Raw genomic sequence first — 26,044 nt, 5'->3', positions numbered from 1 at the left:
ACGAAGCCCATCGAACAGACTCACAGGACGCGACCTAGCCCGAGCGGCGCACGCGGAGCACGTTGTCCGACCGTGTTCCGTGCTGCCCCTCCGGACCGGGGAAGTCGTGCGTGATCACTTCCTGCCGCTCCACGGTCCATTCGCCGTCGGCCAACGCCAGCGCTTCGAGGACCTCGGCCGTCGTCGGGAAGCGGACGTCCTTGTGCGGCGGTTCGTCCATCCACGTCGGCCAGCCCGCGTGGCCGGCGACCACCAGGGTGCCGCCAGGTGCGACCGCCTCGGTGGCGCGGCGAAGTGCCTTGTCCCGCTCGCCGTCAACCGCGACCGGGGAGTGGAAGAACTGGGCGGAGACGAGGTCGAAACGGCCTTCCGGGAACGATTTCGCCAGGTCATGGTGCTCCCAGGTGATGCCCTCGACGCCGGCCTCGGCCGCGTGGGCGGTGGCGCGCTGGAGCGCGACGTCCGAGATGTCGACGGCGGTGACGCGCCAGCCCTGCTGCGTGAGCCAGATGGCGTCACCACCTTCGCCGCAACCGAGATCGAGCGCGGTGCCCGGCGTTAGGGCGGCGACCTCGTTCACCAGGATGGGGTTCGCCTTCCCGCTCCAGACCTGGTCCTTGTCCCGGTAGAAGTCTTCCCAGAACTGCTGTGTCGAATCCATGACCGCAAGATGCCTGCGATTCCGCCATGTTTGCAAGTTCCGTTGCCGTTATGGCAAAATCTGGAGTGCTCCCGCGGCGGTGTCGAGGGTGGCCCGCGCTCCGAGGGGAATGGTCGGGGACGCCGGGACGTGTCCGACGCCGAAGTCCCACGCGATGGGTACGTCGAGCGGCCCGAGCCGGTCGAGCATCAGGGCGCGGATCTCGCCGGGCTCCCCGCAGGACTTCCAGGAACCCAGCACGAAGCCCCGGACACCGTCGAGCCAGCCGGAACGCAGCAGCTGGGTGAGCATCCGGTCGATCCGATAGAGGCTCTCGGTGACGTCCTCCAGCAGCACGATCGACTCGCGCGCCGAGCCTTGTTCCGGCGTGCCGAGGCCGGCCGTCAGCAGGGCGAGGTTGCCGCCGACGAGGGTGCCGGTCGCGGTGCCCGGCACCAGCGGTGACGAAGTCGGCGAGACGATCAGCCGCACGCCTTCCGGTTCGAACAGTGACAGTCGCAGGTGTTCGGCGGCCACCGCGTCGAACAGGGTGGTGGCGGGCATGGGGGAGAACAGGGTCTCCAGTCCCAAGTGGACGTTCACCGCCCCGTGCAGTGCGGTGACGTCGCTGGATCCGGCGAACATCTTGGGCCCGGCCGCCTTCAGCGCCGTCCAGTCGACCAGGTCGAGCATGCGCTGCGAACCGTAGCCGCCGCGGGCGGCGAGGACGCAGGTCACTCCCGGGTCCAGCCAGGCCCGGGTGAACTCGGCGGCCCGCTGCTCGTCGGAAGCCGACAGATAGCCGGTGGAGGCGGCGCGGACGCATTCGCCGACGTGGACCTCGACGCCCCAGCCGCGGAGTACGGGCAGCGCCTTCTCGACGAGGTCCGGCGGGACGGGGCCCGCCGGGGCGACCAAGGCGATCGTGTCACCCGGTCGCGTCTTCGGTGGCCTCACCGGCTCAGCCGGAGCTTCGGCACGCCGGGTGTCTCGAAGCCGAAGACCTGGCCGTAGAACGACAACTCCGCTTCGAGCGCGGCCACGATCGTCTCCGCCTTCCGGAATCCGTGCTGTTCGCCTTCGAACCTCAGGTACGCGTGGTCGATGCCGCGCCCGGCGAGTCCGGCCACGAACCGGTCCGCCTGCTCGGGTGGGCAGATCTCGTCCTCCAGCCCCTGCAGGAACAGCAGGGGCCCGGCGAGGGTGTCCGCGTTGTTGATCGGCGACCGGTCCCGGTAGCGCTGCGCGGTCTCCGGCAGTGGCCCGATCAGCCCGTCGAGGTAGCGGGATTCGAAGTCGTGTGTCTCGCCGCCGTCGCCGGTCCACTGGGTGAGGTCGAGGATCGGGTACATCACGGTGCCCGCGCGGTAGGTCGTCGTGGTGGTCAGCGACGCGGCGGAGGTGTAGCCGCCCGCGCTGCCGCCGCGGATCGCGAGCCTGTCGCCGTCGACGGTGCCTTCCGCGGCAAGGGCTTCGGCGACGGTGACGCAGTCGGCGACGTCGACGACGCCCCACTGTTCCCGCAGCCGTTCGCGGTAGGCGCGTCCGTAGCCGGTCGAGCCGCCGTAGTTGACCGTGACGACGGCGATCCCGCGGCTGGTGAAGTAGGCGATTTCGTGGTCGAGCACCGCGCTGTCCCGGCCGGTCGGCCCACCGTGCGGGTACACGAACAGTGGTGGCAGTTCGCCGTCCGGTGCGGCGAAGCCGGGGTTCGCCGGGAGGTAGAGGAAGGCGGGGATCCGGTCGCCGTCGTCGGTCTTGAAGATCCGCTCGACGGGCGTCGACAGGTAGGCGGGCGAAGGCGGTTCGGGTGCCGAAGCGAGCTCGGTCACCGTCCCGCCGGCGAGATCGACCTTCACGACGGCGGCTTCGCGCTTCGGTCCCGCCGCGACGCCGACGACGCGGCCTTCGTGGACGGCCAAGCCGTTGGTGGACCACGCGGTGAGGTCGGCGGCGGCCGCCACCGGGGTCAGTTCCCGCGTCGTCTCGTCGAGGACGGCGAGCTTGCCCGAAGCGATGACGGCGAAGCGGCCGTCCCCGAGCGGGGTGAACCAGCGGGCGCCGAGTTTCCACTGCGCGCCGCCGATCTCCTGTTCGGCCGGAGCCAGGTTCGTGAGGCTGCCGTCGAGTCCGACGCGGTGCAGGTTCCACCAGCCGTTCGGGTCGAGCAGGGCGAGCAGGGTGTCCGCCGACTCCCAGTCGACCTGGCAGACGGAGACGTCGGCGGCGCCGGCGAGCACGCGGTGCGGGCCGAAGGTGCCGTCTTCGCGGAGTTCGGCGACGCACAGTTCGGTGCCGTCCCAGGGCATCGCGGGGTGGTTCCAGCCGAGCCACGCGGCGCGCGTCCCGTCGGGGGAAAGCTGTGGTGCGGTGAGGAAGTGATGGCTGGCCGTCAGCACGCGTTCCGGGCCGCCGTCGAGCGGGACCGCGATGAGGTCCCGGGCGATGTCGACGCGCCGGGGGCCGGTGCTGCGTTCGCGGACCATCCATACTTCGCCGGGTCGGCCGGGCCGGAGGTCGCTGTAGCGGATCTGGTGCCGCGTCGCCGGTTCCGGGGTGAGTGGTGTCGTCTCGCCGGTGGTCAGGTCGCGGCGGTAGACGCGCTGATCCGTCCAGTGGGTGAAGACCAGGACGTCGCCGAGGACGAGCCAGGGGCGGCCGCCGTACTCGTGGACGCGGTTCCGGACGTTCCACGGGGCGGGAAGGATGTCTTCGACCGTGCCGTCGGCGCGGGACCGCACGAGGGTCACGCGGCCGCCTTCACCTGTTCTCGCTTCGGCCCACCAGACCTCGTTTCCCGCCGTTCCGAGCCATTGCGCGCTGACTCCCGAGGCCGCGACGTCGGCGGCCGACAGGGGAGACGTCCAAGTGCCGTAAGGGGCGATCTCAACCACGGGTGAAGACTAGGTTCGTCCCTTTGCCCATGACCGCTCGGGGCGCGGCGGTTTCGCCCTGGGCTGAACCATGGGGCGGCGGATGCCGATCATGTGGTCGTGGCCTAGGGTCAAAGGTGCCATGTCTCGCGTAATCCACGTCTTCCGCCAGCCCGACCGGTTCGTCGCAGGAACCGTCGGTGAGCCCGGCGACCGCACGTTCTACCTCCAGGCGTCCGAGGACGTCCGCACGATCAGTGTGACGATCGAAAAACAGCAGGTCGTGGTCTTGGCCGAGAGGCTCAGCTCGCTGCTGGAAGAGGTCGCCAGCCGGTTCGGCGCGGACGTACCGGACGACGCGCCTGACGAGCTCCTCGACGTCGACCCCCTGACCGTTCCGGTCGAGGAGGAGTTCCGCGTCGGCACGATGGGGCTCGGCTGGGACGCCGACAGCAGTGCCGTCGTCATCGAGCTGCTCGCGATGACGGAAGGCGAGGTGGACGAAACGGTCGTTCTGGACGACACCGAGGAGGGGCCGGACGCCGTCCGTGTCTTCCTGACCCCTGGCGCGGCGCGTGCTTTCGCGGAGCGGGCGGACAGGGTGGTCAACGCCGGCCGCAAGCCGTGCCCGTTGTGCGCGGAACCGCTCGACCCGGCGGGTCATATCTGCCCGCGTCAGAACGGGTACCGGCGCGACGTCGACGTCCTCGAGGACTGACCGGGTGACGGAGACTTCGCGGGAGCTGGTGGCGCGCGGCAAGATCGACGTCGAAGGCAGGCTCGTCGATGCCTCCAATGTCACGCTGTTCTGCACGATCGAGCTCGACGGCGTCACCGGCAATGTGGTGTACAAGCCGGTTTCCGGTGAGCGGCCGCTGTGGGACTTCCCGGACGGGACACTCGCCGGCCGGGAGGTCGCGACGGCGATGATCGCGGACGCCTCCGGGCTCGGCGCGATTCCGCCCACGGTGTTGCGCGATGGGCCGTTCGGGCCCGGCATGGTGCAGCTGTGGATCGAGACCAGTGACGAGGAACTGGTCGACGTCCGGTCCCCGGAGAGCGTTCCGGACGACTGGCGTGTGGTACTGCACGCGCACGATCGCGACGGTGAGCCCGCGGTGCTCGCGCACGCGGACCGGCCGGGGATGCGGGAGCTGGCCGTGCTCGACATCGTGGTCAACAACACCGACCGCAAGGGTGGCCATGTGCTGGCCGGTGCCGACGGTCGTGTCTATGGGGTGGATCACGGGATCTGCTTGCACACCGACCCGAAGCTGCGGACGGTGCTCTGGGGCTGGATCGGTGAGCGGCTGACCGAAGACGAGATCGGCAAGCTGCGTGGTCTGCGCGAGAAGCTGGACGGCGAACTCGGTGACGCGCTCGGTGAGCATCTCACCGGGTTCGAGATCCGCGCGTTGGCCGAGCGCACCGAGCTGCTGGTGGCGGAGGCCGTGTTCCCGGAGCCCGGCGACGATTGGCGTGCCATCCCGTGGCCGCTGTTCTGATCGACGACGAGGCGCGTGCGCGGCTGATCACGCGGTTCGGTGACGAGGTCGCTGCGTGGTGCGACGAGTTGCCCGCCCTCGTGGCGCGACTGGCCGAACGGTGGGGACTCTCCGTCGTCGACGCGAAACCGGGGAACACCGGCCGGACGTTGATCTGCGCCGGGGACGACGGAGTCAAGAAGGTCCTGAAGCTGACGCCGGATCACACGATCGCCGCGTCCGAGGCCGTCGCGCTGCGGGCGTGGGACGGCTGCTCGCGGGTCGTGCAGGTGCTGGACATCGAACTCGCCGACGGGGCGATCCTGTTGGAAGGCATCGACCCGGGCACGGAGTTGCTGGAGGCGGGGGCGGACGTCCCGTGGGCCGAGGTCGGTGACCTGCTGGTCCAGATCCACGCGGTGGCCCCGCCGCCGGAGTTCTCGACGCTGGAAGACCGTGTCGTCTTCATGTACGACCTCGCCGAGCGCGGGCTGCGGGGTTCGGTGGCCGAGGCCACGCTTTCGCTGGAGACCCTCGATCGGGCGCGGAGGCGGGCGCTCGCGCTCGCGACCGGCGGGGGAGGGTTCGCGATCGTGCACGGCGATCTGCATCCGGGCAACGTCCTCGACGGCGGGCCCGGGAGGGGTGCGGTCGCGATCGACCCGCGGCCGAGTGTCGGTGATCCGTGGTTCGATCTGGCCGACTGGGTCACGCTCCCGATGCGGGAGGGCGGAACGCTCGAAGACGGCTTCGACGCGATCGCGCCGTATCTGCCGGGTTTCGACGCCGGACGGGTGCGCGCGTGGTGTGTCGCGCTCGCTCCGCTGTTCGTGATGCGCCCGCTGGAGCGGGGCGAGTGGACCCCGTTCATCGAAGCCATGCTGCGGATGGCCGCCTGACCGGCGTGGCGGGGAGACGCTGACCCTGGGCGCCGCTAACGTCGGGCGCCGTGCGCTCCCATTCGTACGACGACGTGCTGTCCGGTCCTCGTAAGCGGAAGATCCCCGAGGTGCCCGCGGAACAGGGGCTCGTGGTCGAAGACCCGGCCAGTGGCTACTGCGGTGCCGTGGTGAAGATCGAGTACGGCAATGTCGTCCTCGAAGACCGTCACGGCAAGCATCGCGTGTTCCCGCTCAACCCTGCGGGTTTCCTGTTCGAGGGCAAGCCGGTCACGTTGGTGCCGCCGAAGGTGGCCCAGAAGACTCCGGCGCGCCGGATCTCCGCGTCCGGTTCGGTGCAGGTCCAAGGACTCAAGGCGCGGGTCGCCCGCGATTCGCGGATCTGGGTGGAGGGCAAGCACGACGCCGAACTCGTCGAGCGGGTCTGGGGACACGATCTGCGGGTCGAAGGCGTGGTGGTGGAACCACTCGATGGTGTGGACGTGCTGTCCGACCGCATCGACGAGTTCGGCACCGGCCCCGGACGGCGGCTCGGCGTGCTGGTCGACCACCTGGTCGCGGGCAGCAAGGAGTCGCGGATCGTCGAAGCGATCCGCGACGAGAACGTGCTGGTCACCGGGCATCCGTACATCGACATCTGGGAGGCGGTGAAGCCTTCGGTCGTCGGTATCCGCGCCTGGCCGAAGATCCCGCGCGGCACGGAGTGGAAGGAGGGCGTCTGCGAGGCGCTCGGCTGGGGCGAGCCGTGGGAGGGCTGGCAGCGGATCCTGGCGGCGGTCGGCAGCTACCGGGATCTGAAAACGCCGCTGATCGGAGCGGTGGAACGGCTCATCGACTTCGTCTCCGACCCGGGTGAAGAGTCCTGAATGACCGATTTGCGCGAGGTCACTCAAGGTCACGCGTCGGTCACGTCGGTTTCGCTTCTTCGGTATGAATCGACGCGATCTGGGAGCATGAACGCATGACAGGCGCTCTCATCTGGCTGATCGCCGGCATCCTCTTGATCATCGCCGAGCTGCTCTCCGGTGATCTGTTCCTGCTCATGGTCGGCGTCGGAGCCCTGTTCGGGGCGGGCTCGGCCGCCTTGACCGGCAACCCGTTCATCGACGTCGCGGTGTTCGCCGTCGCCTCGGTCGGGATGCTCGTCCTCGTCCGTCCGACCCTCAAACGCCGGTTCCTCGCGGGGCCGGACATCAAGACCAACACCGACGCGCTCATCGGCGCGCGAGCGGTAGTAGTGTCCACAGTGGACGGCGATGCGGGCCAGGTCAAACTGGCCGGCGACGTCTGGTCGGCACGGACCATGACCGAAGGGGAACCGATCGCCCCGGGGACGTCGGTGACGGTCGTCGAGATCTCGGGTGCCACTGCGGTCGTCTCGGCCGAGCTGTGAGCCGGACGGCCGCACAGCAGCAGGTTTCTACGTAAGGGGAAGGTAGTTGTCAGAGACAGTGGTGTTCATCGTCGTCGGACTGCTCGCGTTGTTCGTGGTCGTCGTCGTGGTCAAGGCGATCATGGTGGTGCCGCAGGCGCAGTCCGCAGTGATCGAACGGCTGGGCCGGTTCCGGACGGTGGCTTCTCCCGGCCTGACGTTTCTGGTGCCCTTCCTGGACAAGGTCCGGGCGCGGATCGACCTGCGCGAGCAGGTCGTCTCGTTCCCGCCCCAGCCCGTGATCACCGAGGACAACCTGACGGTGTCCATCGACACGGTCGTGTACTTCCAGGTCACCGACTCGCGTGCCGCGGTGTACGAGATCTCGAACTACATCGTCGGTGTCGAGCAGCTGACCACCACGACGCTGCGTAACGTCGTCGGTGGCATGAGCCTCGAACAGACCCTGACCTCGCGTGACTCGATCAACAGCCAGCTGCGCGGTGTGCTCGACGAGGCCACCGGCCGCTGGGGCATCCGCGTCGCCCGTGTCGAGCTGAAGGCGATCGACCCGCCGCCCTCCATCCAGGACTCGATGGAGAAGCAGATGCGTGCCGACCGTGAGAAGCGCGCGATGATCCTGACCGCCGAAGGTCAGCGGGAATCGGCGATCAAGACCGCGGAAGGTCAGAAGCAGAGCCAGATCCTCGCGGCCGAAGGTGCCAAGCAGGCCGCGATCCTGAGCGCCGAGGCCGAGCGGCAGTCGCGGATCCTGCGGGCACAGGGTGAACGTGCCGCCCGGTACCTGCAGGCGCAGGGGCAGGCGAAGGCCATCGAGAAGGTGTTCGCGGCGATCAAGGCCGGGCGTCCGACGCCCGAGGTCCTGGCGTACCAGTACCTGCAGACCCTGCCGCAGATGGCGCAGGGCGACGCGAACAAGGTCTGGATGATCCCGAGCGACTACGGCAAGGCCTTGGAAGGCTTCGCCCGCGCGCTCGGCGCCCCCGGCGACGACGGCGTGTTCCGCTACGAGCCGCCGAAGGAAGACCCGGTCGAGAAGCCGGACCTGGAGGACGAAGAGGTCCAGGGCTGGTTCGACACCTCCAGCGACCCGAAGGTCGCCGAGGCCGTCGCGGCCGCGGAAGCCGTGGCGCGTAAGGAAGTTCCGGCGCTGGGTGTCGCGACGCCGCGACAGGAGCCGCCCGCTCCGCGTCAGGTCCCGAAGGCCGCGCCTGCTCCCGAGCCGGAGGCGGCTCCGGAGCCGCCGCAGACCCCGCCGCCGTCGCGGCTGCCGCAGCCGCAGCCCCCGGCGGGGCCGCAGGGTGGTCCGTACCAGGGGCCGCCGTCGCAGGGGCCGGGCAGTGGGCCGTTCCCGCAGCAGGGTCCGTTCGGTGGTCCGCAGGGTGGTCCGCCGCCGCAGCGCTGAGTTACTTGAGGAAGAGGGTCGTCCCGTCCGGGGCGGCCCTCTTTCGTGTTTCTTGGTGGGCCCGGCGAGTACGTGAAGGTCGAGTTTCCTCGTTACCTGGACCCACGTAGGGACCCTGAGGGTAGTGAAGGCCTCCTTCACTACCCTCAGGGTAGGCAAGGAGGCCTTCACGGACTGGAGAACCGTTCAGCTCCTGAGAAACTCGAGCGTCCGATACTCGTCGACCACCGAGGCGAGTTCGGCGATGCGGGCCTGTCCGGCGTCGATGAGCCGTTGCCCCGCGCGGGACCACTGCTCGAGATCGGGGGACATCGGTGGGATCTCGGCCAGGATCTCCGCGCTTTCGGCGAGGCTGAGACCGACCCGCTGGGCGGCGACCGCGAGCCGGATTCGGCAGATGGCGTCGACCGTGAAGCGGCGCGCGTTGCCCGCGGTGCGCTCGGCGGTGATGACGCGGTAGCGCTCGTAGTACCGGACGGCGTTCGCCGAGACCCCGGCCTTGCTCGCGACCTCGCTGATGGTCAGCTGGGCGGTGAGCGATGTCGTCATGCCGCGCTCCGTACCTTCGTGGGTTCCGTTGTCGGGGTGGCGGGCCGGGTCCGCAGCCTGACCACCAAGGCGAGCACCATGACCGCGAGCACGCCGACGAGGGTCAGACGATACGCGTCGACGATCTCCCCGGTGAGCGCCGAGCCCGCAGCCGGATCACTCAGCGCGGCCAGCCCCCGGCCCGCGGTGGCCGCCGCGATCAGCCCGGTGAACACCGCGCTCACCACCGCGGTACCGACCGCGCTCGCGATGGTGCTGGCCAGCGGGAGGATCGCGGAACCGGACGCGAGATCCGGCCCACGCAGATCGCGGCCCGCGCTCACGATGGTGGGCATCATGATCGCCCCGGTGCCCGCTCCTTGGATCGCGCCGAGGACCGCCAGCACCGTGTACGACGTATCCGGTGCGAGGACGAGAACCGTCAGCACGGTCGACACGGCCGCCAGACTAAGCCCGGTCCCGACGACGACCCGTGGGCCGAAGCGTTCCAGGAGACGGGCGGCGAGCTGGATGCTGATACCCATCCCGATCGTGCCCGGCACCATCATCGCCGCGCTGACCAGTGCCGAGTCGCCGCGGATCACCTGGATGTAGGCGGGCATCAGCAGCATCGAACCGAAGTACGGCCCCGCGTACAGGACGAGGACGGCGGCGTTGCGCCCGAACGTCCGGTCACGCAGGAGCCGGACGTTCAGCAGCGGTGCGCGATGACGCCACGAGCGGCGCGTGAACACCGCCATGAGAGCCAGTCCGATGGCGACGATCGCCACTCGGATCTCGAGTAGTGCCGTCTCTTCGCTGAAGCCGTACGCCACCGCGACGACACCGGGCACGAGCAGCAGGCCGCCGGCGACGTCGATCGGTGTGCGTTCGGTCGACGGGACATCGGCGGGCACCCAGCGGAGCACACCGGCGACGGCGAGCAAGGCAGGCGGGACGGTGATGAAGAACAGTGCCCGCCACGACAGCCCGTCGAGCAGGATCCCGCCCAGCATCGGGCCGAGGATCGGCCCGACCAGCAAGGGAAGACCGGTGATAGTGGTCATTCGGCTCCGCCGTTCCGGGGCCACCGCGCCGAAACCGATCGTCATCCCCAAGGGGTTGATCAAACCGCCGGCGAGACCTTGCACCGCCCGCGCGGCGATCAGCCAGCCCAGATCACCGGCGGCTCCGGCGGCCACGGAGGCGACCGCGAACACGAGCAGTGCGGCCAGGTACACCCGGCGCGCTCCCCACCGTTGCGCGAAGGTCGCCGCGAGTGGCATCGCCGCGACCATGCCGAGCGCGTAGGCGGTCGCGATCCACTGGATCGTGGTGAGCGACGCGGAGAAGGTGGTCATGAACCGCGGCAGCGCGACGGCGACGATCGTGGTGTCGAGAACGGCCATCAGCCCGCCGAGCGCGATCACCGCCGCGATGCGCAGTTCACGCCCGGTCAGGCGGTTCATGCCGCACTCACCTGGACCGCGACGCGTCCGGCGCGCAGGGTGCGGGCCCACCAGCCCAGTTCCGTCATCGTCGCGGCCAGCGCCCCGCGTTCGCCCTCGGTTCCTTCGTAGCCGTTCGGGCCGAGGCGGGTCCACGGAGCGTTCAGCAGTACCGCGTCGCGGATGGTGGTGGCCCTCAGCTCGGGGAAGATCAGCCGCAGTTGCTCGATCGCCCGGATGCCGCCCGATCCCGCGCCGTAGCCGACGAACGCGACGGGCTTGTACGCCCATTCGGTGAAGTGCCAGTCGATCGCGTTCTTCAGCGCCGCGGGGAAGCTGTGGTTGTACTCCGGGGTGACGACGAGGAACGCGTCGGCGCCGCGCAGCCTGTCGCTGATCACCGTCTCGGTGCCACCGGGCCGCGTTCCCTGCAACGGGAGATCGATGTCGGCGAGGTCGATCGTATCGACCTCCACGCCGTCGATCGTGGCGAGTTCGGCCTGGAGCCAGCCGGTGATGGCGTCGGCGAAGCGTTCGTGCCGGACGCTGCCGATGATCACGGCGAGGCGGATGGGGGACTGCGTGGTGGTTTCTGTGCTCATGCCGACGACGCTAAAAGTTCGTCCATAGGCGAACTCAAGGCGTTGCGGCACTGGTCACGAACCCTGGACCTCTATCTATATCGAGGTTGTACAGGAGCTTATGTGATAGGTCTTCGCTCATGGATGACTTCGGCGCTGATCCCGACGACCTGGCCGTATGGGGCCTGCACTGCTTTTGTCTCGGTGCGCGTAGCACTCCGCATCATGTCGTGAAGATGGACGACAACGGCCGCCTCCTTTTCCGTGCGCGCCAGGGCGTCACCCGTACCGAGCTGCGGCAGCACGGAATCGATCCGCTGGACAGCCAGATCGCGTTGTTGCGGGCTTATCACCTCATCGCCGTCGAAGGTGAACGGCTGGTGACGACGTTTCCCGTACTCGGATCCCAGGAGACGGCCGGATTGCGCATTCGGATGGCCGAGCTCGCCGAGGTGGTCGCGGCCGAGATCGCGACCGATGTGTCCGCCCTGGCCGACGTTCTGACCGGCGAGGGACTGGCCCGCTCTGTTTACGGGGTGCTCTTCGGTTACGTGATCGACGGCCTCATCTGGGACCGACTCCGGTCGGACGGCCTCCTTCCTTCCGGTGAGCTGAGCGTCGAGCGCCCCTACTGGAACGGTGCCTTTTGGGCGGTCTACCCGCCGCGCGAAGGTGCGATGGGCACCAACGAGATCGAGGAAGCAGGCGTCAGGCTGACGATGGTCTGGACCGACGAGACGGTGCGGGCCTTGAATCGGCTCGCCGAAGCTCCGGCCCTCCGGTCGGCGTTGCGCGCGGTTTCCCGTGGAAGCCTTCCGCGAGAAGCGCTCGTCGACGACGAGGGGAAGCTGACGATCCCGGTCATCAGGCGACGGGAGTCCGATCCTGTGCACAGGATCGGACTGCGGATCGCGGGGAAGATCGTCTCGGCGCTGCTGAGGGATCTGCCGCAGGCGGGTGTGGTCGTGGCGGCGCACGAGCTGATCTGGAGTGTCGTGGACGCCTTGGAAATGGCCGGAATGGTCCGGCGGCCGGGAACGTTCGACGGGCCCGGTTCTCTTGCCGCCCAGATGTTCCTCTCCACCGATGGCGCCGAGGTTTGACATGTAGGAAATCTCCTACGTATTGTCGGCGGCATGAACATCGACCGCATCCAGTTCCTCACCGTGCCGGTCTCCGACCTGACCGAGGCGCGGGACTTCTATCTCGGCAAGCTCGGCTTCGACCTCCTCGTCGACGTCAGCGGCCCGCACGGTCCGTTCGTCATGGTCGGCCCCAAGGGGGCGGACACCGGGATCGTTCTCGTGGATCGCGCCGTCGGCGGGCTGGATCACGACACACGTGTGCACTTCCAGCTGACCACCACGGATGTCGATGCCGACATCGCGGAGCTTCGCGCCCAAGGCGTCGAGGTCGAGGACGCGGAGGAGATGCCCTGGGGCCGCGCGACATCCCTGAAGGATCCTGACGGCAATGCCATGGGGCTGCTCGAAGCTTCTGGCTACGGGAACTGGCCGCGCTAGTGCCGGTCAACGACGACGTCTTCGCCGCGCTCGCCAACCCGGCCCGGCGCGAAGTGCTGGGCATCCTTCTCGACGGTCCGCGGGCGGCGGGGGAGATCGCCGAACGCTTCGACATGCGGCGGCCGAGCCTGTCGGAACACCTTCGTGTGCTTCGCGAGGCGGGGCTCGTCCGGGAAGAGAGACAGGGCCGCAACCGCGTCTACTCTCTGGACGCCGCGCCGCTGCGAGAAGTCTCCGACTGGCTTTCGCCGTACGAGCGGTACTGGCGCGGCAAACTGGGCAACCTGCGCGACCTGCTGGACGAGGAGGACTTCTGAACGACGACGATCCGACGGCCGTCCACGTCGACCAGTTCCTGGCGCATCCGCCGCGCAAAGTGTGGCGCGCGCTGACCGAACCGCAGCTGCTCGAACGCTGGCTCCGGATGCCGAACGACATCAAACCCGTTGTGGGACACCGGTTCCAGCTGCTCGCGGATCCGGTTCCCGCCGCGGGCTTCGCGGGCGGCCCGGTCGCCTGCGAAGTACTGGCCGTGGAGCCGGAGCGGCTGCTCAGCATCAGCTGGGGTCCGGAGTGGACGGTCACCTGGCGGCTCGAACCCGAGGGGTACGGCACCCGGCTGTTCCTCAGTCACGAGGGCTTCGACCCGGACGACGATTTGCAACGTATGTCACGCCGGATCATGGGCGGCGGCTGGCGCACCGGGGTCCCGAAGGCCCTCGCCCGTGTCTTGGACGAGATGCCCGACTAGGCACTCGACAACGGGTCTAGGATCCCCGCTGTGACGGACGAGAAACCGCTCCGAGCCGATGCCCGCCGTAACCGCACACGGGTGTTGGAGGCCGCGGAGCGCGTCTTCACGGCCAAAGGCACCAGTGCGCCCACCGAAGAAGTCGCCCGCGAAGCAGGCGTCGGCGTGGGCACGGTGTTCCGGCACTTCCCGACGAAAGAAGCGCTGCTGGAAGCGGTGCTCTTCGCGCGCCTGCACCGCTTCGTCGACGAAGCGGAGGCCACGGTGGCCGCCGACTCACCCGACCCGGGCGCCGCGTTCTTCGGCTTCCTGACCGGTTGGATCGAGATGTCCGGCGCCAAGAACGCTTACTTCGAAGCGCTGTCGGCGGCCGGTGTCAGCGTGCCGTCGGCGGGTTCGGTCATCGGCGTCCGACTGAAGGACGCGCTCGGCGTGCTGCTGCGCCGGGCACAGGACAACGGCGACGTCCGCAAGGACCTCGGCGTCGAAGAACTCATCGCGGTCATCATCGGAACCGCGAAGGCGGCGGAGCATGCCGGGCCCGAGTTCCGGGCCCGGACGATCTGCATCCTCTTCGACGGGCTCCGGCCGCGTCAGGCGTAAGGCTCCATCGTCGGCCGCTTCGGCAAGAGCGCGTCGCCCGAAGACTCGCCACGCAGCCTGCGCTTGATCCACGGGACGGCGTGTTCCTTGCCCCACTGGAGGTTTTCGGTTCGCCGCGCCTGCGGGCTCAGTGACGGCCTCGGCCCGAGCACGGCGGGCGTCAGCTTGTGCGGCTCGCCGAGCGCGTCGAGCACCGCGATGGCGATCTCGTTGTGCCCCAACGAGTTCAGATGCAGACGGTCCGGCGCCCACAGCCGCCTGTCCCGCAACTGGCGCATCGCCCACATGTCCACCAGCAGCGCCCCGTGGCGCGCGGCGATCCCGCGGACGTGCTCGTTGTAGATCGCGACGCGGCCCCGGATCGTGCGGAACAACGCGTCTTCGACCCCGTCGACGCCGGTGAACAGGATGACCCGCGCCCCGGTCGCGACCACCTTGCCGACCGCGGCGTCGTAATCCTCGAGAAGGGCGTCGATGTCGACCTTCGGCCGCATCAGGTCGTTGCCGCCGGCGTAGAGAGTCACGAGATCCGGGTTCAGCGCGAGCGCCGGGTCGAGCTGCTGCGAGAGGACCTGCCCGAGGAGCTTGCCGCGGATCGCGAGGTTGGCGTAGCGGAAGTCCTGGTGGTTCGCCGCGAGCGCACCCGCCACGCGGTCGGCCCAGCCGCGGACGCCGTTGGGGGACGACGGGTCCTCGTCGCCGACACCCTCGGTGAAGGAATCGCCCAGGCTGACTAAGCGCTTGTTCATGTCTCGATGTTACTGAACCGGTGTGGCCGAGAAAGCTCAGGGCGGTCACCGGCCCCTGATCGTCGACTCGACCGCATCACCGATCAGGTAGTCCGTGACCATGTACGCGGCCACCCCGACCAAGAACCCCACGGCCGCGCCGAGCGGAGTGGCGGGTGCGCCGACGATGGCACCCGTGATCCCCGCGGCCAGCAGTCCGGACGCCGCGGCCCGGCCGCCACGCGCCGCGTAATCGGTCGCGTTGTAGTCGGCGGTGCCGCGCAGCTCCTCGATGGCCATATGTCCCGTCTCGATCAACGGGGCCGCGACCACGGCACCGGCCGCGCTCGTCCCGGCTCGGCCCAGCACGACGTACACCCGGCCGGCGCCGCCTGCCATCAGCGAGTTGCCGACCGCCGCGCCGACCCTGGTCTCCACCGCGCCACCGATGCCGGCACCGACACCGGTGGAGGCCGCGGTGGTGCCCAGATCCGCGGCGGACGGCAGCCCGCCCCCGGTCGCGAGCGAACCGCCTGCCTGGAACAACACGGCGGCGCCCGCGCCCATGGTGCCCGATCGCACGCCGGCGCGGCCCATCGCGCCGGGTGCGCCGCGTTCGGCCACCGACAGCGCCTCGGGGAATGTGCGCATCGCGATGTCCGGCCGGGCACCACGGCCGGAGCCGCCCAAGCCGGCCGCGAGCCGCACGTTCTGGACCGACTGCAGGCCCGCGGTGTCCATGCCGTGGCTGACCACCTGCTCGGACAGGGCCCGCGCCAGCCGGGTGAGGATCGGGGTGCGTTGCGCGGGCGGGAGGCCGTTGAGCTGGGCCAGTGTGCGGATCTGGGTGCCGCCGACGCGTTCGTTCGCGACGGCGAGGTGGGCCTCGATCGCGGCCTGGTGGTTCGCCGGGTTGGTCATGACGCCGCTGGAGACCGTGGCACGGAACGAGGTCACGTCGTCGGCGTTGACCGCGAGCCTGCCCCGGCGGATCACGTCCTGCCGCGCCGCCTGCCAGGCGGGGGCCGTGGTCGGCGGCCACGGCAGCGTCGGGTGCTGGTTCCACACCGCTCGATCGAACGCGGTGCCGCCGCCCGCGCCGGTGAGCGTCCTGAACGAGTCGCGGTAGTAACCGCCGCGCCCGGCCGGGGCCTGGGTGGACGCCTTGACGCTGACCAGCCGCCCGCCGACGTCGGTGAAATCCCAGACTGGGTAGTTGCCCGACCGGGGCGCCGAACCGGGTCCCGCCGGCCGCCACGGCACCGCGTTCAAGTCGCCTGCCAGTGGCGAAGCCTGACGTGCGGCGAACGACAGCTCACTCACATCGCCGGTGAACCCCCTGCGCAGCACGCCGGGCCCGCTGACGTCGGTGCCGACCACGCCGGGCAGTTGCCGTTCGAACGCGCCGCTCTGCAGCCGCGGCCCAAGAACACCGGCGGCCGCGGCCTCGTCCACGCTGGTGATCGGGATGCCCAGGCCGGTGAGGGCCCGCTGGAACTGCCGCTGCGTCACGACGACGGCCGGCGCCGACCTGCCCCAGCCCAGCGGCGCTGTGCCCACGTCGACGACCTGCGAGCCATCGGTGATGGCGAGGAGCCCGCCCCGGCCACCGGCGTTGCTCTGTTCCGCGAGGAAGACCTGTCCGGCGTCGACGCGGGCCTGACGTTCCTGCTCCAGCGCGGTCTGGCGGGTGGTGGCGGTCTGCCGCTCCGCCGCGGCGAGTTCCGGCCGCGCGAGCTGCTGGTGAACCGTCTCGAGCTCGTCCAGCAGACCGGTGTTGGTCAGGTCGCCGACCGGGGCCGGCCGCGTCGGCGTGGCGGACGGCCGTTGCTGTCGCTGCACCCAGGCGGTGACGGCGGCGTTGCCCGCGGCGCGCGGTACCGCCGTCAACGGCACGTGTGTGCCGCCGTGGTGGTGAGGACGTCGCTTGTCCTTGCCGGAGCCGGGCTCGGGAGGGCGGCGCGCGTAGGTCGGCACCTGCTCAGCCTCCGGGGCGGCTGGGCCGGTGTCGATGTCCTGCGGGGCAGACTCAAGGGCTGAGTGCGGCCCTTGACAGCTTCAGACGACATTCATACATTCATACAGCCAATGTCAATCTGTATGAATGACGCTGGGAGTTGGTCCGCATGCGACTCGGCAAGACCGCCGTCGTCCTCGGCGGCAGCGCCGCCGGACTCTGCACCGCGGGAGCGCTCGCCCCGTACTTCGACCAGGTGCTGGTGCTCGAACGCGACGAACTGCCCGCCGGGGCCGAACATCGGCGCGGGGTACCACAGAGCAAGCATCCGCACTTCCTGCTGAACTCGGGCCGCCGCGCGATCGGCGCGCTGTTCCCGGGTTTCGAGGACGACCTCATCGCCGCCGGCGGGCTGCATCTGATGCCGTCCATGGACGCGGCATATCTCGACGGAAAGGGCTGGTCGGCGCGGAAACGCAGCGCGATGACGATGATCTACGGCTCGCGGATCCTCATCGAACGCGTCCTGCGCGACAAGGTCCGGGAGCTGCCCAACGTCGTCATCCGCGAGGGTGTCGCGGTGAGCGGCTTGATCACCCGCGACGGCGAAGTCGCCGGGGTCACCCTCTCCGAGCGCGACGAGCACATCGCCGCCGACTTCGTGGTCGACGCGATGGGCCGCGGTTCCTCCGTCGCCGCCTGGCTCGTCGCGGCGGGCTGGCCCGAACCGGAAGTCCGGACCCTCGACGCCAAAGTCACCTACACCTCGCGCTGGTACGACCTGCCCTCACCCGAGGAACGGCCCCCGTCCTGGTGGTGGCGGCATCTGGTGATCATGCCGACCCCCGACAAGGGCGCGCATCCCGACGAGCACGAGTTCCTGGTGAACTTCTTCCCGATCGAGGACAACCGCGTCATCGCGTGCATGGGCTCGTGGGGCCTGGAGATGCCGCGCACCACCGAGGCGTTCGTCGAGTCCGCCCGCCGGGTGCGGGCGCCGCTGTTCGCGGCCGCGATGGACCGGTCCACTCCGACCTCCGAGGTGCATCTGACCCGCTCGACCGGGAACAAATGGCGCCGTTACGACCGGCTCCGCACCCCGCCGAAACGCCTGGCGTTCGTCGGCGACTCGATCTGCGCGTTCAACCCGTTCTACGCGCAGGGCATCAGTTCCGCCGCCGGTTCGGCGCTGCTGTTGCGCGAGCACCTTTCCCGCGCCGAGCGTCTCGGCCCGGAGTTCTCCGCACGATTCCTCGCGGCGCAACGAAAACTGCTCAACGTGCCGTGGAGCCTGGCGATGGCGAGGGATCAGGGCTACGCCTGCGCGGTCGGCACCGAAAAGGCGCCCGAGTGGCGGCGACGGCTGCTCGAAGCCGTGTCCGGTCCGGCGTTCCGGCTCATCGTCGGTGCCGCCCGCGAAGAAGACGTCGTCGACGAGCACTTCGCGAAGGTGTTCAACCTCGACGAATCGCTGCGCGACATGATGACGAACCCGCGGGTGATCGCGGGGCTCGTGCGCTACCGGATCCGGGCCGCGCTGGGGCGGCACCGGGTCCCGTTCGACTTCGACGCCCGGGCCGAACCACCGGTCACGGACTACTCGCCGAAAGGCGCCGCTGAAGCGGCGGTCTCCCGGTGAGCGCCGTCTGCGGACCGGACGCGGAAGCCGTCACCCGCGAGCTCGGCTTCGACTGCCATGACGTCTCCCCGTGGCTCTCGATCCGCGCGCCGTGGGCGGAGGCCCACTGGACGATGCCGCTGCTGGAACTGCTCGTCGTCGGCGGAGCCGTGTTCGCGCTGGTGCACGCCATCCGGAGACATCGCCAGGGCGACTCGACGAATCTGGCGCTGTGGTGCGCTTCCCTGGTCTATCTCTTCGTCATCGAACCGCCGCTGTACTTCCCGGAGTGGTTCGGCCTGGAGCGCCAGTACGGTTTCATCTTCGCCCACAACCGGTTCACCGTGCAGTTCATGTGGGATCGGCTCCCGCTCTACATCGTGGCGTTCTACCCGATGATCAGCCAGCTCGCCTACGAACTCGTCCGGTCACTCGGCATCTTCCGCGCCCGCGGCGCACTGATCGGGTCGGTGGCCGTCGCCTTCGCCTGTCAGGTCTTCTACGAGGTCTTCGATCATCTCGGCCCACAGGTGAAATGGTGGGCCTGGAACGGGAACAACCGGATCGTCAACCACCCGGCGCTGGATTCGGTCCCCATGACCAGCATGCTGCTCTTCGCTTCCGTGTCGATGGGCGCCATGACCTATCTGGTCGTGCGCCTGGCGAGCGGAGCGCGGCGTGGGTGGTCACTGGCGGCGCGCATCGGGCTGGCCGGGGTGCTCACCCCGCCGAGCATGGCGATCGCCGGGCTCCCGTCGAGCCTGCTCGACGGGAACGTGACCGCGCAGGCATGGGTTCTCGGCGTCGAACTGGCCTTGCTGTGGGTGGCCGGCATCTGGATCTTCGTCCGGCACAGCCGTCCCGAAGAGCCTTTGGCGCCCTTCGCCCGGTTCTATCCCGCTGTCTATCTGGGCGGGATGGCCGTGTTGTGGGTGGGTGGCCTCATCGAGAACGGCACCTCGACCGGGAGTGGCCTGTACGCGCTGGCCTGCTTCGTGACCGCCGGGCTGATGTTGACCGCGGTGTACCGCGTGCGCCGCGCGGCACCTGCCACCGTCTGAGATTCTCCGTTCGGGGAAGATGAGACGCATGGGGCACCACGGATGGCGGGGCAACCCGCCCGGCACCGAGCGCGAGGCGCGCCGCCGGATCGTCGAGGCGGCGACCGCGTGCATCGACCGGGTCGGTCTCGCCAAGACCAGCCTCTCGGACGTCGCCGCGGAAGCGGGCGTGACCCGGCAGACCGTCTATCGCTACTTCCCGAGCCTCGCGGACATCCTCAGCGCGGTCGCGCTCGACCGGGTCGAGGAGTTCGCCGGACGGATGGAACGGCACCTGGCCACCTTCGCCGACCCCGCCGAGGTCGCCGTGGAATCGGTGGTGTTCGGTGTCCGCGCGGTTCCCGACGAGCCGTATCTCGGCCTGCTCCTGAAAGCGGGCGAGGCCGACGTCTTCACCGTCGCGGTCACTTCGGCGCAGTCTTTCGCGCTCGGCGCGCGGATCCTCCGGAACGTCCCGGTCGACTGGACGACAGTGGGCGTCACGACCGATGAGGACTTCGAGGGGCTCGCCGAAATGCTGATGCGGCTGTTCCTGTCGTTCCTGCAATACCCCTCGACGCCGGCGCACACCGACGAGCGGTTGCGCTCGATGGTCCGCCGCTGGATCGGCCCCGCGCTGGCCGCACAGCCGTGACAATCGACGTCCGTGAATTATCAACGCGGATGGTAGTAATTCACCGACAATAGCCAAGGTTCTTGTCTGGTCTTCACGATGCTGCCACCCTCGCCGAAGACGATCATCGGCGAAAGGGGAGTGCATGGGATGGTGGTGGCAGGCATTCTTCGACGCCGCACCGTGGTCGCTGCTCGTCGCCGCGGCCGGTGCGGGTGTCGCCGAATTCATCGCGCGCCTGAACGGAAAACGACGCGGCCTGCATGTGGTCGCACTGGATTTCGCTTTGCTGGCAGCGCTTTTCGTGGTGCTTCTGATCGTTTTCGTGCCGGCGCCGACGGCGGCACACGGTTCGTCGGTGAGTCTTCACCTGCTGGCGGACGTTTTGCCCGTCTTCAGCGACCGCCCGGAACTCGCCGTGATCCAGTTGGCGGGCAACGTCTTTCTGCTGATGCCACTCGCGATCCTGTTGCCGATGCGCTTCGGCTGGGCGAAATCCGTGCCACGGATCGCCCTGTCGGCGTTCCTGGTGTCCGTGTCGATCGAATGCCTTCAGGTCTGGCAGGACGCCGGCCGTGTGGGTTCACTGGACGACGTCCTGTGCAACACGGCCGGGGCAGCGGTCGCGGCCTGGTGCGGAAACCGGTGGCGTGCCCGGACGGCGACGGCGGGCAGTGTCCGCGTGTGGCACCGAACGGGGATCGAGGTCCGGCGCCCCGGCGTGGCGCCCGCGCGCCGCGGGCAACGGCTGATCGGCCAGGTGACCTTGAGCGACCTACCGCCGCTCGCCGAAGGCGCGACCCTCGAGATCACCCTGTCCGAATCGGACGGTGGCGCCCTCCTCGTTTCCGCGCAGGCGTCGGTGGCGGCGTGAACCGCGGCCGCTACCTCGGCCGGACGGCGGCGAGGACCGCGTCGAGGCTGGGAAGCCAGCGCTCCCGGGGATCCGGCGCCGAGAGCCATTCCGCGTGGGCCTCGGCGCGTCCGGAGTCGGCGGGCAAGGGAAGCAGCGTGCCCCAGGCGAGTACTTCGACGTGCGGCGGAAGCGAGATCCGCGGGGGAATCAGGCCGTCGGTCTCGGCGAGGATGGCCACGCGCGGACCCTGCTGGGTCAGCACCGCCATGGCGGGACCACCACAGCCGGTGTCGGCGAGCCGGGAGAGGACCTGGGCGCCGTTGATCTTGGGCAGGGTCACCGCGCAGATCCCGCCTTCCAGTACCAGGAACGGCTGCGGGCCCCGCCATTTCAGCGACCAGCCGAAGAGGCGTCCGTAGAAGGCGTCGCCGCGGGGGCGGATCGAGCGTGACTCGACCGGAAGCACTTGGTGGTCCAGCGACATCGTCGGCGCCTTCCGAGCGGGGAGTGGGGGACTCCGCACAGCGTAACGGCACTCAGTGCCACTAGCAAGTGGCTGCTACCGTCCCGCTATGACCGATTCGCCGCGCCGAGCCCCGGTGACCCGTGCCGGCGCGACCCCCGCTGGCAGGCGCCGCCTGCGCCGCGCGCTCGCCGCGGCGGCCGTGGACCTCTTCGTGGCCAAGGGCTACGAGGCCACCACCGTGGACGAGATCGCGGCGGCCGCGGGGGTCGGCCGCCGGACGTTCTTCCGGTACTTCGACGCCAAGGACGACGTGCTCTTCGCCAACCACGACGAGATCGTGGCCGAGATGGAGGAGACGTTCGCCGCCGCGGATCCGGATCGCGATCCGGTGGAGGTGGCTTGTTCCGCCGTCGGCCTCGTCCTCGACTCCTACGCCGCGGAGCTCGACGTCTCGCTCAAGCGGTTCACCCTGACGCGCACGGTTCCCTCCTTGCGGGACAAGGAGGTCGCGACCGTCGACCGCTACCAGCGCGTGCTCGCCCGCTACCTGCGGGCGCGGTTCACGGAGCAGGGCGACGAGACGGCGAGCCTGCGGGCGGCGGTGGCCGCGGCGGCGATCGCGGCCGCGAACAACCACGTGCTGCGGCGGTGGCTGCGCAGCGGCGGGCAGGACGACATCGCCGCCAGCGCGGCGGAGGCCTTCGCGCTGGTGATCGACGCGTTCAGGGTCGAAGAGCCCTCGGACGAAACGACGGTGGTGGCGGTGATGACCACGGCGACGCCACTGCACGCCGTCATCGCCAAGGTCAACGCCGCCCTGAACGAGTCGCAGCCACCTTCTGGCACTCAGTGCCATGCGCTCTGACTACACACGGTGAGTCGATCTGCAGGTAGGGTGACGCCTGATGATCGACCGACACCGCCTGCGGGTGTGGCGGGATGCCCTGCGCTACACGGCCTACGCCGGAACGGATGCCCCGCCGAAGCGATCGGCGGGGTTGCGCTGGCTGCGCGCTCTCACCCTCATCGGTTGCGGACTGTGGGCGGGTTTCGTCACGTTCTCGACCGTTTCGGTGCCGGGTCCCGCGAAGACGTTCAACGTCCTCATCTCCGTGCTGCCGTGTCTGCTGGCGGTGCGCTCACCGCTGTGGGGATGGCGCCTGCTGATCGTCGGCATCGTGAGCACTCCACTGACCTTGCCCGGAATCGCCGAATCCTGGGGCTGGCCGTGGGCGCCGGGCCTCACGGTCACCGCGGCGCTCGTCTTCTACCTGGTGGGAGAAAGCAACGATCAGCCGCAGCTCGCCTGGGCGGGGCTGATCTCGTTCGGTGCCGCCGCCCCGTTCCTCCGTGACTGGCGGGACGCGGCGTTGCTCGTGCTGCTGGGCGGGATCCTGTTCTTCCTCGGCAACACGGTCCACCAGCGCAGGCTCGCCGAAGAAGAACGCGCGGCGCAACAGGAACGCAGGCTCGCCGAGGAGACCAGGGCGGCCCTGCTGGAGGAACGCGCGGGAATCGCGCGGGAACTGCACGACGTGGTCGCACACCACATGTCCGTGCTCGCGCTGCGCGCCGACTCGGCGCGGTTCCGGTTCGCCGATCACGGCAAGGCCGAGCGCGAAGCCGAGATCTGGCAGGAGTTCGCCGACCTCGCCGGAACCGCCCGCGAAGGCCTGACCGAACTGCGCAGGCTGCTCGGCGTGCTCCGGTCCGAGGAGCACGTGCCGCCGGTCGCTCCGCAGCCGGGATTGGGCAAGGTGGTCGAACTCGTCGAAGGGGTCAAGGCCGCCGGCACCCAATGCGAGCTCGATCTGCGCGGCGACCTCGACACCGTTCCGGTCGGCGTCGCGTTGTCGGTGTTCCGGATCGTGCAGGAAGCCCTCAGCAACGCCATCCAGCACGCTCCCGGAGCGGCGATCTCCGTGGAACTCACCGCCGGCCCGGGGACGGTGCGGCTCCGCATCGACAACGGCCCCGGCGACGGTCCGAAAAGGACGGAGCCACCACGCGGCGGGCACGGTCTGGTGGGAATGCGGGAGCGGGCCGCTATGCTCGCGGCTGATCTTGAGGCAGGGGAGCGCGCGGACGGCGGCTTCCGCGTCGCCCTGACCGTTCCGCTCGATCGTGAGGGGCACCTGGAACCGTGATCTCGGTGGTCATCGCCGACGACCAGACCATGGTCCGGCAGAGTTTCCGCGCGGTACTCGACGCGCAGCACGACATCCGGGTGGTCGGCGAAGCCGCCGACGGGAACACCGCCGTCGCGCTGTGCACCGAACTCGAACCGGATGTCGTGCTGATGGACGTCCGCATGCCCGAACTCGACGGTCTCGAGGCGACCCGGCGGATCGTGGCGGGCCTGCCGGAGGTCCGCGTGCTGATCCTCACCACCTTCGACATCGACGAGTACGTGTTCGGCGGGCTGCGGGCGGGCGCCAGCGGCTTCCTCCTGAAGGACTCGCCGCTGGACGACCTCGTCACCGCCGTCCGTGTGGTCTCCGCGGGCAACGCGCTCTTCGCGCCGACGATCACCAGGCGACTGATCGGCGAGTTCACCCGCACCCACGCCTCGGCGCACACGGGCCACTCCCTCGTGGCCGACCTGACCGCGCGAGAGACCGAAGTGCTCAGGCTGATCGCGCGTGGCCTCTCGAACGTGGAGATCGCCGAAGCACTGGTGATCGCGGAGCAGACGGCGAAATCCCACGTCAGCAGGGTTTTCACCAAACTCGGCGTTCGTGATCGCGCGCAAGCGGTCATGGTCGCGTACGAGGCTGGGCTCGTCGTACCGGGAAACACACCCTGACCTCGCCTGTTCGCGACTACTTGCCGAGGCCGAGGAAGAACTCCCGGACGTCCGCGGCGAGCAGGTCCGGAACCTCCATGGCCGCGAAGTGGCCACCACGCTCGAATTCCGACCAGTGCCTGACGTCGAACAGCCGCTCGGCGAGCGGGCGCACCGATCGTGTGATGTCGTACGGGAGCACGGCCACGCCGAGCGGCACGCGGCACGGGATGTCCACCTTTCCGGCGTCATGGTGCAGCCGCGCGGACGAAGCCGCGGTCGCGGTCAGCCAGTACAGCGAGATGTCGGTGAGCATCCGGTCGTCGTCGACCGGCGTGCGCGGGTCCGTCCACTGCGCGAAGCGTTCGGCGATCCACGCCAGCTGGCCGACCGGCGAGTCGGTCAACGCGTAGCCGATGGTCTGCGGGGTGGCGACCTGCAAGGCCTGATACGGCGGACGATTCGCCATGAGCTGCTTCACCTTGTCGAGGCGGGCTTCGTCCTCTTCGGACAGTTCGATGCCCGCTTCGGGAGCCGGCCTGGTCGGCAGGTAGTTCACGTGCACGCCGACGACGTGCTCCGGTGCCACCGCGCCGAGCGCCGTCGAGATTCCTGAGCCGAAGTCGCCGCCTTGGGCGCCGTAGCGCTCGTAGCCGAGGCGGCGCATCAGCTCGGCCCATGCGCGGGCGATCCGCTCGACGCTCCAATCGCGTTCGTGGGTCGGCCCCGAGAAGCCGTATCCCGGAATCGACGGGATCACCAGGTGGAAATCGTGCGCCAGGGGCTCGATCATGCCCAAGAACTCCAGGAACGAGCCGGGCCAGCCGTGCGTGAGGACCAGCGCGAGTGCGTCCGGGTTCGCCGACCGGATGTGTACGAAGTGGACGTTCTGGCGTTCGATCTCGGTGGTGAAGTGCGGCAGCTTGTTGAGTTCGACTTCCTGGGCACGCCAGTCGTAGCCGGTCCGCCAGTACTCGGCGAGTTCTCTGAGCCGGGCGAGCGGGAAGCCGTAGTCCGAGCCGGCGTCGGCGACCTCGTTGGGCCAGCGGGTGCGGGCCAGCCGGTCGGCGAGGTCGTCGAGGTCGGCCTGGGGGATGTCGATGCGGAAGGGCTTGATCACGTTGCGGCTACTCGATTCGTTGGGTGACTAAACGTTTGGTGACCAAACGATAGCGCAATCGTTCGGGTACCCAACGATTCGTTAGACTCGTCACATGGACGCCCCTTCGCAGGAACCGCGCGGCGGCTGGCGGAAGCTGCCCAGCTGGCTGCTCACCCAGACCGCGAACCACGCGCATCGCCTGGTGACCGACGGGTTTTCCGCGGCCGACGCCCGCGGCTACCACTACCGCGTGCTGGCGACGCTGGACGAGTTCGGTCCCGCCAGCCAGGCGGCGCTGGGCCGTCGGAGCGGCATCCACGTGAGCGAGATGGTCGCGACGATCAACGAGCTCGCCGAACGCGAACTGGTCGAGCGTGCCCCGGACCCGGCCGATCGGCGGCGCAACGTCGTCTCGCTGACCACGGCGGGCAAGCGGCAGCTGCGGCGGCTGGAGAAACAGCTGGCCGAGCGCCAGGACGAACTGCTGGCGCCGCTCTCGCCCGACGAGCGGAAGCGGTTCACCGAGCTGCTGTCGAAGCTGCTGGATCACCACGACCGGCAAGGCGGCGAGTCCGGTTAGTGCCCTGAGTTGTTAGTTCGCGTCGTAAGTCCGTCTCGTCATCCGGCGGGTTTTCGATGGGGTCGTGAGTGGTGGTTCCGCGGCTGCCGGGCACGACGATGGAGGAATTGGGACGTTGAACGTCCCAATTCCTCCATCGTCGCCGGGGAC

29 protein-coding genes are annotated in these 26,044 nt (G+C 69.4%); 19 read left to right on the top strand and 10 right to left on the bottom strand.

The features are described 5' to 3' along the window. Positions 1 to 34 precede the first annotated feature (34 nt). The 3 genes from AVR91_RS19725 to AVR91_RS19715 are packed head-to-tail and all read right to left on the bottom strand — an operon-like array spanning position 35 to position 3,534. Positions 35 to 661: a class I SAM-dependent methyltransferase gene (locus AVR91_RS19725; RefSeq protein WP_063276637.1), complete on the bottom strand. Its 627-nt coding sequence runs from the start codon at positions 659 to 661 to the stop codon at positions 35 to 37. A 48-nt stretch (positions 662 to 709) separates the two neighbouring features. Next, complete coding sequence (locus tag AVR91_RS19720) at positions 710 to 1,597, bottom strand: S66 peptidase family protein (protein ID WP_063276638.1); 888 nt, start codon at positions 1,595 to 1,597, stop codon at positions 710 to 712. Further along, positions 1,594 to 3,534 carry a S9 family peptidase gene (locus tag AVR91_RS19715; RefSeq protein WP_063276639.1) on the bottom strand — a complete coding sequence of 647 codons (1,941 nt, stop codon included), beginning with the start codon at positions 3,532 to 3,534 and terminating at the stop codon, positions 1,594 to 1,596. Before AVR91_RS19715 ends, AVR91_RS19720 begins: the two co-directional genes overlap by 4 nt. 121 nt (positions 3,535 to 3,655) lie before the next feature. Here AVR91_RS19715 and AVR91_RS19710 point away from each other — a divergent pair, with 121 nt between their 5' ends. From AVR91_RS19710 to AVR91_RS19685, 6 genes are all read left to right on the top strand, one after another. Continuing rightward, positions 3,656 to 4,231, top strand: coding sequence for a DUF3090 domain-containing protein (locus AVR91_RS19710; protein WP_016334235.1), 576 nt, complete (start codon positions 3,656 to 3,658; stop codon positions 4,229 to 4,231). A gap of 4 nt (positions 4,232 to 4,235) precedes the next feature. Beyond that, complete coding sequence (locus tag AVR91_RS19705; RefSeq protein WP_083715246.1) at positions 4,236 to 5,018, top strand: SCO1664 family protein; 783 nt, start codon at positions 4,236 to 4,238, stop codon at positions 5,016 to 5,018. Beyond that, the gene (locus tag AVR91_RS19700) at positions 5,003 to 5,896 is read left to right on the top strand and encodes an aminoglycoside phosphotransferase family protein (protein WP_063276640.1); all 894 of its coding nucleotides are present in this window, start codon (positions 5,003 to 5,005) and stop codon (positions 5,894 to 5,896) included. The genes AVR91_RS19705 and AVR91_RS19700 overlap by 16 nt, the downstream gene beginning before the upstream one ends. Positions 5,897 to 5,946: 50 nt before the next feature. Beyond that, positions 5,947 to 6,762, top strand: a complete 816-nt coding sequence (locus AVR91_RS19695) for a DUF3097 domain-containing protein (protein WP_063276641.1) — start codon at positions 5,947 to 5,949, stop codon at positions 6,760 to 6,762. A gap of 95 nt (positions 6,763 to 6,857) precedes the next feature. Next, entirely contained in the window at positions 6,858 to 7,289 is a 432-nt protein-coding gene (locus tag AVR91_RS19690; RefSeq protein ID WP_063276642.1) for an NfeD family protein, read from the top strand. A 58-nt stretch (positions 7,290 to 7,347) separates the two neighbouring features. Continuing rightward, positions 7,348 to 8,694, top strand: a complete 1,347-nt coding sequence (locus AVR91_RS19685) for an SPFH domain-containing protein (protein WP_083715247.1) — start codon at positions 7,348 to 7,350, stop codon at positions 8,692 to 8,694. A 186-nt stretch (positions 8,695 to 8,880) separates the two neighbouring features. On the opposite strand, the gene AVR91_RS19680 is transcribed toward AVR91_RS19685, so the two are convergent. Genes AVR91_RS19680 through AVR91_RS19670 form a run of 3 tightly spaced genes read right to left on the bottom strand, consistent with a single transcriptional unit; the run spans position 8,881 to position 11,272 of the window. Next, positions 8,881 to 9,243, bottom strand: a complete 363-nt coding sequence (locus AVR91_RS19680; RefSeq protein WP_063276644.1) for a MerR family transcriptional regulator — start codon at positions 9,241 to 9,243, stop codon at positions 8,881 to 8,883. Further along, positions 9,240 to 10,691: a DHA2 family efflux MFS transporter permease subunit gene (locus AVR91_RS19675; protein WP_063276645.1), complete on the bottom strand. Its 1,452-nt coding sequence runs from the start codon at positions 10,689 to 10,691 to the stop codon at positions 9,240 to 9,242. Before AVR91_RS19675 ends, AVR91_RS19680 begins: the two co-directional genes overlap by 4 nt. Further along, on the bottom strand, positions 10,688 to 11,272 hold the full coding sequence (locus tag AVR91_RS19670) for an NADPH-dependent FMN reductase (protein WP_063276646.1): 585 nt from the start codon (positions 11,270 to 11,272) through the stop codon (positions 10,688 to 10,690). The genes AVR91_RS19675 and AVR91_RS19670 overlap by 4 nt, the downstream gene beginning before the upstream one ends. A gap of 86 nt (positions 11,273 to 11,358) precedes the next feature. Between AVR91_RS19670 and AVR91_RS19665 the strand changes: the two genes are divergently transcribed. Genes AVR91_RS19665 through AVR91_RS19645 form a run of 5 tightly spaced genes read left to right on the top strand, consistent with a single transcriptional unit; the run spans position 11,359 to position 14,128 of the window. Next, on the top strand, positions 11,359 to 12,354 hold the full coding sequence (locus tag AVR91_RS19665) for a hypothetical protein (protein ID WP_143254034.1): 996 nt from the start codon (positions 11,359 to 11,361) through the stop codon (positions 12,352 to 12,354). A gap of 33 nt (positions 12,355 to 12,387) precedes the next feature. Further along, positions 12,388 to 12,774 (top strand): VOC family protein, encoded by a 387-nt coding sequence (locus AVR91_RS19660; RefSeq protein WP_063276648.1) that lies wholly within the window; start codon positions 12,388 to 12,390, stop codon positions 12,772 to 12,774. Further along, complete coding sequence (locus AVR91_RS19655) at positions 12,774 to 13,091, top strand: metalloregulator ArsR/SmtB family transcription factor (protein ID WP_038513714.1); 318 nt, start codon at positions 12,774 to 12,776, stop codon at positions 13,089 to 13,091. The genes AVR91_RS19660 and AVR91_RS19655 overlap by 1 nt, the downstream gene beginning before the upstream one ends. Further along, positions 13,037 to 13,525 carry an SRPBCC family protein gene (locus tag AVR91_RS19650; RefSeq protein ID WP_228709254.1) on the top strand — a complete coding sequence of 163 codons (489 nt, stop codon included), beginning with the start codon at positions 13,037 to 13,039 and terminating at the stop codon, positions 13,523 to 13,525. Before AVR91_RS19655 ends, AVR91_RS19650 begins: the two co-directional genes overlap by 55 nt. Before the next feature lie 30 nt (positions 13,526 to 13,555). Then, a complete protein-coding gene (locus tag AVR91_RS19645) occupies positions 13,556 to 14,128 on the top strand; it encodes a TetR/AcrR family transcriptional regulator (RefSeq protein ID WP_063276649.1) in 573 nt (190 codons plus the stop codon). Here AVR91_RS19645 and AVR91_RS19640 read toward each other — a convergent pair. Continuing rightward, complete coding sequence (locus AVR91_RS19640; protein ID WP_063276650.1) at positions 14,119 to 14,877, bottom strand: SGNH/GDSL hydrolase family protein; 759 nt, start codon at positions 14,875 to 14,877, stop codon at positions 14,119 to 14,121. The two genes, AVR91_RS19645 and AVR91_RS19640, sit on opposite strands and share 10 nt — an antisense overlap. A 45-nt stretch (positions 14,878 to 14,922) precedes the next feature. After that, a complete protein-coding gene (locus AVR91_RS19635; RefSeq protein ID WP_143254033.1) occupies positions 14,923 to 16,833 on the bottom strand; it encodes a hypothetical protein in 1,911 nt (636 codons plus the stop codon). A gap of 149 nt (positions 16,834 to 16,982) precedes the next feature. Here AVR91_RS19635 and AVR91_RS19630 point away from each other — a divergent pair, with 149 nt between their 5' ends. From AVR91_RS19630 to AVR91_RS19615, 4 genes are all read left to right on the top strand, one after another. After that, positions 16,983 to 18,452, top strand: coding sequence for an FAD-dependent oxidoreductase (locus tag AVR91_RS19630; RefSeq protein WP_063276652.1), 1,470 nt, complete (start codon positions 16,983 to 16,985; stop codon positions 18,450 to 18,452). After that, the gene (locus AVR91_RS19625) at positions 18,449 to 19,492 is read left to right on the top strand and encodes a hypothetical protein (RefSeq protein WP_063276653.1); all 1,044 of its coding nucleotides are present in this window, start codon (positions 18,449 to 18,451) and stop codon (positions 19,490 to 19,492) included. The genes AVR91_RS19630 and AVR91_RS19625 overlap by 4 nt, the downstream gene beginning before the upstream one ends. 28 nt (positions 19,493 to 19,520) lie before the next feature. Next, positions 19,521 to 20,126, top strand: a complete 606-nt coding sequence (locus AVR91_RS19620) for a TetR/AcrR family transcriptional regulator (RefSeq protein WP_063276654.1) — start codon at positions 19,521 to 19,523, stop codon at positions 20,124 to 20,126. 124 nt (positions 20,127 to 20,250) lie between these two features. Further along, positions 20,251 to 20,979: a VanZ family protein gene (locus tag AVR91_RS19615; protein ID WP_063276655.1), complete on the top strand. Its 729-nt coding sequence runs from the start codon at positions 20,251 to 20,253 to the stop codon at positions 20,977 to 20,979. Positions 20,980 to 20,989: 10 nt separating this feature from the next. Here AVR91_RS19615 and AVR91_RS19610 read toward each other — a convergent pair whose 3' ends face one another. Beyond that, on the bottom strand, positions 20,990 to 21,445 hold the full coding sequence (locus tag AVR91_RS19610; protein ID WP_063276656.1) for a hypothetical protein: 456 nt from the start codon (positions 21,443 to 21,445) through the stop codon (positions 20,990 to 20,992). An 88-nt stretch (positions 21,446 to 21,533) separates the two neighbouring features. On the opposite strand from AVR91_RS19610, the gene AVR91_RS19605 reads away from it, so the two are divergent. The 3 genes from AVR91_RS19605 to AVR91_RS19595 are packed head-to-tail and all read left to right on the top strand — an operon-like array spanning position 21,534 to position 24,233. Next, the gene (locus tag AVR91_RS19605; protein WP_063276657.1) at positions 21,534 to 22,292 is read left to right on the top strand and encodes a TetR family transcriptional regulator; all 759 of its coding nucleotides are present in this window, start codon (positions 21,534 to 21,536) and stop codon (positions 22,290 to 22,292) included. A gap of 40 nt (positions 22,293 to 22,332) precedes the next feature. Continuing rightward, positions 22,333 to 23,574, top strand: coding sequence for a sensor histidine kinase (locus AVR91_RS19600; RefSeq protein ID WP_063276658.1), 1,242 nt, complete (start codon positions 22,333 to 22,335; stop codon positions 23,572 to 23,574). Beyond that, positions 23,571 to 24,233: a response regulator transcription factor gene (locus AVR91_RS19595; protein WP_076153268.1), complete on the top strand. Its 663-nt coding sequence runs from the start codon at positions 23,571 to 23,573 to the stop codon at positions 24,231 to 24,233. The genes AVR91_RS19600 and AVR91_RS19595 overlap by 4 nt, the downstream gene beginning before the upstream one ends. Positions 24,234 to 24,249: 16 nt before the next feature. Here the strand turns inward: AVR91_RS19595 and AVR91_RS19590 are convergent, their stop codons facing one another. Continuing rightward, on the bottom strand, positions 24,250 to 25,332 hold the full coding sequence (locus AVR91_RS19590; protein WP_063276659.1) for an epoxide hydrolase family protein: 1,083 nt from the start codon (positions 25,330 to 25,332) through the stop codon (positions 24,250 to 24,252). 94 nt (positions 25,333 to 25,426) lie between these two features. Between AVR91_RS19590 and AVR91_RS19585 the strand changes: the two genes are divergently transcribed. Next, the gene (locus AVR91_RS19585; RefSeq protein ID WP_063276660.1) at positions 25,427 to 25,894 is read left to right on the top strand and encodes a MarR family winged helix-turn-helix transcriptional regulator; all 468 of its coding nucleotides are present in this window, start codon (positions 25,427 to 25,429) and stop codon (positions 25,892 to 25,894) included. Positions 25,895 to 26,044: the final 150 nt, after the last annotated feature.

This window comes from Amycolatopsis keratiniphila subsp. keratiniphila (genome assembly GCF_001620365.2).
In the GTDB taxonomy this organism is placed as follows: domain Bacteria; phylum Actinomycetota; class Actinomycetes; order Mycobacteriales; family Pseudonocardiaceae; genus Amycolatopsis; species Amycolatopsis keratiniphila.
This window is presented reverse-complemented; position numbering and strand designations above follow the sequence as displayed.